This window comes from Frigidibacter sp. MR17.14, assembly GCF_037095735.1.
In the GTDB taxonomy this organism is placed as follows: Bacteria; Pseudomonadota; Alphaproteobacteria; order Rhodobacterales; family Rhodobacteraceae; genus Frigidibacter.
In genome coordinates, this window is record NZ_JBAWKD010000031.1 from 1 (window position 1) to 8,559 (window position 8,559).

7 protein-coding genes are annotated in these 8,559 nt (G+C 57.4%); 3 read left to right on the forward strand and 4 right to left on the reverse strand.

Annotated elements, in window-relative coordinates:
* Positions 1 to 366: 366 nt before the first annotated feature.
* From V8J36_RS22600 to V8J36_RS22610, 3 genes are all read left to right on the forward strand, one after another.
* On the forward strand, positions 367 to 1,926 hold the full coding sequence (locus tag V8J36_RS22600) for a hypothetical protein (RefSeq protein ID WP_336469577.1): 1,560 nt from the start codon (positions 367 to 369) through the stop codon (positions 1,924 to 1,926).
* Between the two features lie 237 nt (positions 1,927 to 2,163).
* Complete coding sequence (locus tag V8J36_RS22605; protein ID WP_336469578.1) at positions 2,164 to 2,502, forward strand: hypothetical protein; 339 nt, start codon at positions 2,164 to 2,166, stop codon at positions 2,500 to 2,502.
* Positions 2,499 to 2,771, forward strand: a complete 273-nt coding sequence (locus tag V8J36_RS22610) for a hypothetical protein (RefSeq protein ID WP_336469579.1) — start codon at positions 2,499 to 2,501, stop codon at positions 2,769 to 2,771. The genes V8J36_RS22605 and V8J36_RS22610 overlap by 4 nt, the downstream gene beginning before the upstream one ends.
* 267 nt (positions 2,772 to 3,038) lie before the next feature.
* On the opposite strand, the gene drt3b is transcribed toward V8J36_RS22610, so the two are convergent.
* The 4 genes from drt3b to V8J36_RS22630 all read right to left on the reverse strand — a co-directional run bounded on the left by drt3b (position 3,039) and on the right by V8J36_RS22630 (position 8,253).
* A complete protein-coding gene (drt3b, locus tag V8J36_RS22615; protein WP_336469580.1) occupies positions 3,039 to 5,003 on the reverse strand; it encodes an antiviral reverse transcriptase Drt3b in 1,965 nt (654 codons plus the stop codon).
* Positions 4,996 to 6,273, reverse strand: coding sequence for an antiviral reverse transcriptase Drt3a (gene drt3a, locus V8J36_RS22620; protein ID WP_336469581.1), 1,278 nt, complete (start codon positions 6,271 to 6,273; stop codon positions 4,996 to 4,998). Before drt3a ends, drt3b begins: the two co-directional genes overlap by 8 nt.
* Positions 6,274 to 6,895: 622 nt before the next feature.
* Positions 6,896 to 7,498: a hypothetical protein gene (locus V8J36_RS22625; protein WP_336469582.1), complete on the reverse strand. Its 603-nt coding sequence runs from the start codon at positions 7,496 to 7,498 to the stop codon at positions 6,896 to 6,898.
* Positions 7,495 to 8,253 (reverse strand): hypothetical protein, encoded by a 759-nt coding sequence (locus tag V8J36_RS22630; RefSeq protein ID WP_336469583.1) that lies wholly within the window; start codon positions 8,251 to 8,253, stop codon positions 7,495 to 7,497. The genes V8J36_RS22625 and V8J36_RS22630 overlap by 4 nt, the downstream gene beginning before the upstream one ends.
* Positions 8,254 to 8,559 lie beyond the last annotated feature (306 nt).

Consider the following 8,559-nt stretch of genomic DNA (forward strand, 5'->3'; position numbering starts at 1 on the left):
CCCCGGTCCGTCGGAAGGACGCCGGAAAGGGTGCAGGGCACAGGCGGCGAGCGGTCCCGACCCGGGGTGGCCGGAGGGGTGGCACGCCCTCCCGGTCCGTCCGAAGGACGCCAAGGGTGCAGGGGGCGGCGAGCGACTCCCTGCCCGGGGGTGAGGGGGAGGGCGTTCCCCTCGGGCCCGCTGCCAGGCGGGACCAGGGTCCAGGGGCCGTGCCCCTGGCGAGCGTCGCAAGTGTGCTGTCGGGAACCGACTGCGACACTTGCTTAGTGAGTACTTTCCCCGCGCAAATCTTTGATCCGCGCGTTTCCGGACCGGGCGCAACGGTCCGACTTCCCTGCCGACCTCTCCAAGGCCGGGACCCTCGCCATGTCTTTCTCCTCCGCCAGCACCGCGTCCCGCTATCGTATCGTCATGCGCATGGCGGGCCTCTTTCCGCAGCTTCTCGGCCGCTACGAGAGCCATCGTCTGCGGGTTCAGAAGGAGCGGGAGCACTGCAATCCGACCCCCGAGCGGCCGAACCGCCTGCTGATCGGCGAGCCCGACTGGGCCATCGCCCTGCGGCAGCGCGTCGAGAAGATGCGCCGGCGCAACCTCGCGGCGGAGGTCAATGCGCTGCATGCCCGCCGCCACAGCACCGAGGCGCACCTGCGTGAGGCTGACGGCCCGAAGGATCCGTGGCGGGCCTCGAAAGACGGGCCGCTGCGCGAGATCATCCTGACCGCGCATCACGAATGGTTCGACGACGCCGAAGACGCGGCCGTGGAGGCAGCGATCAGGGACGCGCCCAACCTGGATCGTCTGGACCTGCATGTCCTGCGCCGGCAGGCCATCGCGGCGCGCGAGGACGCCTTCATCACTCGCGCGACCACTTGGCTGCAGGACACCTTCGGCGCGGCCTGCGTCCATGCCCGCGTGGATCACGACGAGAGCGCCTGCCACATCCATGCCGTCGTCATGGTCACCACCGAGAAGACCTCGGTCCGGCGCGGGCGACAGGAGATGATCCAGCCCTCCGCCCATGCCTTCATCAAGTCCTACGAGGCCGGGCAGGACAGCGTGGGCGAGGCTTTTGCCGAGCTGGGGCTCGAGCGCGGCGAGCCGCGTGCTGCCGCACGCAGGGAGATGATCGCCGAAGAGGACGCCGTGAGCGCGGCCGAAGGTCGGGCATTCGACGTGACGAAGATCCCGCCGAAGCGCGGCTATGTGAAACCGGCCAAGTGGCGGGCGGAGGAAAAGCGCGCGCTGGCCAAGATGCGGAAACTGGCCGCCGAGGAAGCTGCAGACGTGCTTGCCGCGGCCCAATCGGACCGCGTGCTCGCGGCCAAGAGCAGGGCGACCGTGGACGCCGAGATTGCAGCTGCGCGAGCCGAGCGGAGCGATGCTGCCGCCGACAGGGCCAAAGCCAGATCGAGCGCCAGCGACGCCGAGGCGGATCGGTTGGTGGCCGCCAAGGAGAGATCTGCCGCGACGGAGAAGCTGGCATTTGCCAAGCGCACATACGGGGCCATGCGCGCCGCAGAGCAGCTGCTTGGTGACGGCGAGCGCTTTGGCTGGCAGGTCCCAGACCCAGAGCAAATGCCGAAGGACGCGCCCAAGGGCGACCGCCAGACTGTCGCTGCACTCGGGGCGTCGCGGGTGGCCCTGCGCGTCCTGACCGATGTCTGGTCGGCGATCCGGCGAAAGCAGGACCAGCTGGCGAAGCATCGCAAGCAGATCGCTCAGGAGCGAGCGGAGCTGGAACGCGAGCGCAGCACGCTGCGCGACGCCGCAGCGGCCTTCGCCGAGTGGCGGCGCGACACTGCGGAGGAGCTCCGGGAATGGCTCAAGCCCATCTTCTCGCGCATTGGACAGGCACGGGGGGCTGAGGTGGAGAAGAAGCTTGATCGGGCGCTCAACCCGAGACGTGCGGATGAGGATCGCTCCTGACGTCATCGAGAACGCCGAGCGCTGCCAGCTCCTACGCGCAGCGCCCTGTCCGCGGCAGCAGGGTGCGCATCCGGGGGGCAGAAGAAATCTGAGAAAACTGTCTTCGGCGATTTCTGCGGTCTCGCGACCGGTCTCACTTCCCCTCTGCCAAAGCGAAAGACCCCCGGCTGCCGGGGCCGCGACGGCCGCCGCGGTTCACTTCCGGATCGCCGCGAACCCTCGGAAGGAGGACCTCCGATGACGAAGAAAAAGATCTTCGTTCCCAAACCCAACGATGCCCTGATGGCCCAGCTTCAGGGTGTCGTCAGCAGGGCCCAGCAAGGTGCCGAGCGTGACGCCGGCAGCTGGGCCAAGGCCCGTGCCGCCTATGGTCAGCTTGTGTGCCAGATCTTGGACGAATTGAGCCAGGACACCCGCAGCGAGCTCTGCGGGGCGCTGGCAACGGCGGCGACCGCGAGCCAGCGGCGCCTGCTCAGCCTCCACACCTCTTGGGTCGAGCCGGTGGTGGCTTCGGCCGATGCGCAAGGCGCTTCGCCAGGCGTCAATAGCGTCGCGACGAAGGGTGAGACGCAATGATGTCGACGGCGGCAAAGATCGTCAGCGAGATGCTGGCGGAAAGGGCAGGTGCCCGAGCCCGCAGGGAAGCACTCCTTCGCGGCGCGCTGGTGGTGGCCCTCGCCTTGGGCCTGATGATGATGACGCGGGCCGCGCTCGAGGAGGTTGCCGGGTTTGGCCATTGCCGCACGCGTCAGCGAGGGAGTGGGGGCAGTAGGTCCCAAAAAGCCTATTTGCTCGAAAGGGCCGCGCATCGCGCGGCCCTTTTCTATTCCCAAAAGCTCGGGTAGCTGCCTCGATCGCCGGGTCTGCTTCGCGCAGCAAGCTGCCGCACGGGCTGGCGACCACGGTGGCCGCCAGGCGCAGGAACCTGCATTCTAAACACTTAGTTCAGATGGTGGTGACAGAAGACACGCTCATGTGTGTAGTTTGCCGCAATATAAGGAAGATACGCGCTGACCCGAGGATCAAGTGCGCAACGACCAAAATGCGACTCAATGAGATCCGATTGCTCGAGCCTCACAATCTAGCGCAAGAATTCCGCCACCCTTTTCACTTTAAGATGCATAGTAGACGGGCTGCAACCTTTTAATCAGTAACTTAAACTCGCCACCCGGCTCTTGCCAGTTCGTGTGGCGCAGGCGCAACATAAGCTCTTCAAAGCTCGGCTTCGAAAGGGGTGCGCCTCCCAGCTTTTGGGAGAAGGTTGTCCACCGTAAGGTCTGGTCAACAGATTTGCAAGAGAGAAAATCGCAGAAGATCAAATAGTCCTCGGCATTGACCTTGGGGTTGAAGTCCGAATTCAGCAATGCTTCAGAAATTCTTTTGCAAAACGCCTCTCTTCTTCCGGTCTCCTCATCTAGATCGCAGTGCTGCAGATCATTCGGGGAAACGCTATTGAAATAATGGAGCGCACAGAGCATCGAAAAATAGCCTTTGTGCATTCCAGAAAGGATGTTATCCACTATATTTCGTGTGCCATCTTGTTCACAGAAGGAAACAGGATCCACCATGAGGCCGATCAGAAAGGTATTGGCAATTTCCAAAGGGATGGAAGTGCTGCCGCTGTCGTAATTTCCCTCAAGGAGCTGGCTGAGCTCGTAAGCGATATGGGCCTTAAGAGCTAGACGCTCAGAACTTGGAAATCGATTTGTCAGAGAAGAAATCTGCTTCAATAGAAATGCAGATCGTATGATGGGTGGAGCCCGAAAGTCGACTGAGATCAGGTAAAATATAATTCGCACCGTGAGCTTGATGCGTCCAAATAATTCTTCCAGAGCAAGGCTTTTGTGTTCCTCGCCCAACTCAATTTTCCCGAGCCTCTTAATAATTCGGTCGATTGCTGAGAAAACATCTGCAAAAGAATTAACAAAAGCCTGACGCTCCGACCCACCCAAGAAACGCAACGCATCAAGCGCTTTCCGACCAGATTTCTGCGCTTCGAGAGAAATGCTTCGATCTCTCTGATCAACCGCAATATCTTGGCCGAGCGATTTCTCTAGAGCCTCACATACTTCACCGACCTCATGCTTTACACGAGAGATTCGCGTCACAAATGGTCGCTGAAGATCTTCACGCTTTTCGACATTAAGGAATAACTTGTACTCCTCCAAGCCGTCCGCCAGTAGATCCTCTAGGATATTGAGCGTGTCTACACTTTTAGCAAAAATGTGGAAGTCATCAACATACCGGCGAATTACGTAATCCTTCTCTGAAGCCAACCCCCGTGATGCGGCGCGCCGCTCTAAGTCAAGATCAATACGCTGTAGTATGATTTCGGCAAAAATTCGAGACACCTCAGGTCCGACAACAATGCCAGCTGTTTCGTTGTAGTTGGCCTTCTGCATCAACGTATCAAATTGTTGTTCGAACGAATACTGGCTGGAGTTTCTCTTCGAGAAGTCTTTGTCTTTTTGGGCCCAAGTGATGGAGTGTGTGTAAATATTGAAGAAACACCTAGATACGTCTAGCGTTCGGAGGTAACCAAATCGGCTCTCAAGTCGAACGAGTTCATTTGATGAGAAGAAGAGGTTGAGAAGGATGTATTTCTTATACGCAAAAAAGGATGGGGAATACTCCGTAGCGATTGCCTCACCAAAGTTCTGATCAGGCAAGCCAAGCGCCCACCGTTTCTTAATGCTCGCCGCGCTTCCTTTCAAATGAATCTTTAAAGTTGCCGCGGGGTGTCGCAGGGAGAATGTGCTTCTGGCACAAGACTGAACGATAGAGTTTTCGAAATCCGAGATAAATTTCGAAATTTTAAGCTGATGCGCTGGATGAACGATTGCAAGGGTGTTCTTTGAGCGGTGCGATCTATTTATCTTGTATAAAAATGGCTTCGTGTAATCGGGGTTTTCATGTCTTAGTTGATTGACAAACTTTCGCTGTTGCGCCGTAAGCTCATCAACCTTCAGCTCGGAAAGGAACAAATTGTCGTTCGTGAATCCGAGCGGAAGCTCATAAGGCAAAGTTTCAGTCAAGATCGCCCTGAGTTCGCGTAGGCGAGTATCAATTTCACTCATTTCCCCAAACCTTGCAAATCTGAGCAACCCTTGTTCTCGTGTAGCGTTTCATTAGCTTCTGCTTGAAGCCCTGCGCGAAAGAAATCGCCGTGAGTTCCGATTTGATGCCCGAGGGTAGAGCGGCCACCTTCGATGCAAACTCGCTTGTTGATCCGAAGAGTGCGTTCTTCAATACAGCATCAAGTGCAATTAGTTCGTGAGCGTGGTGGTCTCTAAAAATTCGGCCGCTTTTAGAAGATGGGTAGTGGCCGCAGCGAGAGTAATTGTAGCGAATTCCAGTCCGGATCTTTTGTTTCTTTGCGCCCCGGGTGTGGCGAGTTTTATAAATTGATTGATTGGTGCTCAAGTAATTTAGACGATCCACCAAGAGCTTGCCGTTGCCGTCCCTTTCGAAGGCGTGGAGGGACAGAAAAAGGCGAGTCTTTCTCTTCTTTATTTTTGCTTCAGCAATAGAAATGTCAAACTCCCGGGAGGCATACTTTGTAACTTTTCCCTGCGCTGCAATTTCGTATCCAAGGTACGTATATTTTGAGACAGGTATGAGGTCTGCAGGCTTCAGTTTTAATAGAGCATCAACCGAGCATTTCTCTGTCTTCTCGTTCAGTTCCAGTCCAATCTCCTCCAGCCCTTGCTTGATTGTATGAATAATTTCCACTTCGGGCAGTGAGAAGATGATCATGTCATCCGCATAGCGAAAATACCGGTGAACGCCATGTGTCTTACGTATTATTTGATCAAATCGGCGAAGGGCAATCTCCGCAAGTACAGTGCTTAAAGACAAACCTCTTGGGGCAACATTCCGTGGAATGGACCCGGCGACATATATTTGCCTCAATACGGATTTGAGGCTTGGATTTGTTCTTGTGTCAATCATTAGTTGACGCAAAATTGGTTCGGCATCCAGGCTTTCATAAAATGACTTAATGTCGCATTTGCTGACTAGATAGGGTGCAGCCTCACTCGTCGCCTCAATGATTCCGTTCAGAATATCCTCACGGTTTGGCAGCCTGATGCCGCACTGCTTTCTCAGCCGCCGATATGTTGCCCTGAGTATTAGGTCTGTCTCAATGTCGCCAGCATAGTAAATCGTTTTTCCGGACTTATCGATCTTATTGTGGATTACTAAATTGGGTGGCGTGGACGCTGCACGCATCGCTGCCGATCCCACTATGGCATCAATGTTCTTCTCCACATCAATTTTCCACTTCCCCGAGTCGCCAACGCGAAAGTGTTGCTTAAGTGCGTCCTCAACATAGGGAGATTGCATCATGCCTAACTGCTTGTTGGAGATATGGATTTTCCTGAGTGGATCAGTTCGTCACCTCACCATAATTTCGCGGGGCTTCCAAGCCGGTATTTTCCAACTACCTTGGCGCGCCGGTTGGTGTGTCGGCATTTCCGCGTACGGTCGATGCGTGGCGCTTGGATCGGCTATCGTCGATGACGAGTGGTATCTGGGGTGACGATCAATCGTCGCTTTCCGCCCGTGGTTCTTACCGCAAGCGCGTAGCTCCGGTCATCGTCGGCATCAATCGACTGGCTCAAGCCCGTCCCGCGGCAGGCACGACCGGCGGCTTTGGGCTGAATGAGGCCTTCCCCTGTGGCTGGCGCGAGCGGCTGCAATGGGCCGGTCACCTGGCAGCCCAAGTACGGAGCCCAGCATTTTGAGTTACGTTGCCTGCGCCGCCACGTCATGCGCTTTGCCTCACCGAATAGCCGTGGCTGCCGGCCTACGTCAGCTAACGAGTGCTCGCACGCCATCGACCGTTCTAGGACTGGCTGACGCGCGCGCTGTCGAGAACAGAAAGTATTGCAGCGGTTTCCCCGTGCCGCGCAATTACCCCTTCGGCATCAAAACCGTTGCCGCTGGCGTTAAGCCGGTCACCAAGACCTTAGGCAACGGGCTGCGGGGGCAGGCAGAGACTGGCGTCGATCTTCGCTAGGACGGCATCGATCTCCTCGCCACACAGAATTTCGTGCACCGGTGTGACGATGAGTTCGCGGACCTTCTTAGTGTCGGTCAGCAGATCAAGCGGCACTGCATAGAACCAACTCTCGTCTTCCTCGTCTTCGGGACGCCAGAAGCGACGTTCGGCAACGCACTCTTCCCGGTATCCAGCCTCGTTGGGGCCGTCCGTAGTGAAAATCCAGGCTTCCTGAATCGTCGTTCCGGTCGAGTAGCCTATAATTACCTTAGACCTCTGGCCCTCCGCCCACTCCACTTCGTTGCCCTCGTCGGCGGTGAGCTGGATCGAGATCGTTACAATACCCTGGGCTTTGCCGTTGGAGCGTGTATTCCGTCGGTGAAGGAAGAAGCTGTTCCAGACTGGCTGGATGAAGTCCCCATCCGAGCCTTCGACATCGAACTCTTCGATCCGCAGTGCTTTATTGCTGCATTCGACCTGCCAGAAGGACTCGAAGAGCTTGTTCAAGTTCTCTTGGGCATCGAGTAGGTTCCTTGCAGACTGCCAAAGGATAGAGGTCGCCGCGGTCATTGCTTATCTCCGAATTCGTATCGTGCTTTCTGCACATAGGTCATTGACGGCAGGGCGAACTTCTCCTCGCCATCAAAGGCGAAGCCGCCCCTCCCCGGCGGTGTCATCTTCGGCCAAGTCCGCAGAACTGCGCCCTGCGGCTGCCCAGCGATGAAGTTGGCAGACAGACCCGCCCAAGCTTTAAGGCCGGGATCGAATGAGGCAGCTTCCAAGAGGCGCAAGTTGCCGCCTGCGGTAGTCCACTTTAGGGATCGGATGCCTTCGGCAGGCACAGCCTTTAGCTTCCCGCTGCGCGCATCTTCGTGCAAGGTAGCCACGGCCAGTTCATGATGCCTTTCGGCACCGAGGAGCGTGTAACCGAGCACCTTGCGCGGCCCGGGCGGCACGCCGCCACGACGGCAGCGACCGAATGATAAAGTCCTGATCTCGCGGGCGCACTGATCGGCACCGAGTGGTGCTCCCCACTTCACCTCGACTATCCAGTATGCAGCCCGTCCCTCGTGGGTGAACTCCAGCACGACATCGGGTTCCGAACTCTCGCCGTTGCCGACAAAGAACGGCCAGAGGTAGATCTTGGCATCACTTGGCAGCGGATGACCACAGAGGACAGAAAGAGCCTCCTGACGCGCCGCGGGCGTTAGGAACGGCAGCACTCCGAAAAGCGAGGAGGTAACGAGATCCTCGCGAGGATTGCGCTTCGCATCATGGAGGATCTTCGACATACGCGCCTTTTTGGCAATCACAGCGTCGAACATAACCGCCCGCCCTCGAACAGGATTTCTGCGTGTCGCAGGTTATGAGCGGGCTTCGCGGCCCGCAACCACATATCAGGGACTGCCGACTGTTCTCGACAGGGCAGAACATGCGGAAGCGGCAGATTATTTTTGATGTGGGGCATGGATGGGAGTTTTGCTATGAAGATGCAGCTTGATACGTAAAAAGCTGACTAGGCTCGGGACCGGTGGCCTGCCCCGAACGGGTGGTCCGGATTCGATCTTAGTGCATGACGGGCGTCGGCGCCACGGCCTGAATGGCCGGCGGAGCTGAGCCCGATGGCGAAG

What these genes read in the sequence shown, in the direction of transcription:
- V8J36_RS22605 (WP_336469578.1), top strand. Translation starts at nt 2,164, where the DNA reads ATGACGAAGAAAAAGATCTTCGTTCCCAAACCCAACGATGCCCTGATG.
- V8J36_RS22600 (WP_336469577.1), top strand. Translation starts at nt 367, where the DNA reads ATGTCTTTCTCCTCCGCCAGCACCGCGTCCCGCTATCGTATCGTCATG.
- V8J36_RS22625 (WP_336469582.1), bottom strand. Translation starts at nt 7,498, where the DNA reads ATGACCGCGGCGACCTCTATCCTTTGGCAGTCTGCAAGGAACCTACTC.
- V8J36_RS22630 (WP_336469583.1), bottom strand. Translation starts at nt 8,253, where the DNA reads ATGTTCGACGCTGTGATTGCCAAAAAGGCGCGTATGTCGAAGATCCTC.
- drt3b (WP_336469580.1), bottom strand. Translation starts at nt 5,003, where the DNA reads ATGAGTGAAATTGATACTCGCCTACGCGAACTCAGGGCGATCTTGACT.
- drt3a (WP_336469581.1), bottom strand. Translation starts at nt 6,273, where the DNA reads ATGATGCAATCTCCCTATGTTGAGGACGCACTTAAGCAACACTTTCGC.
- V8J36_RS22610 (WP_336469579.1), top strand. Translation starts at nt 2,499, where the DNA reads ATGATGTCGACGGCGGCAAAGATCGTCAGCGAGATGCTGGCGGAAAGG.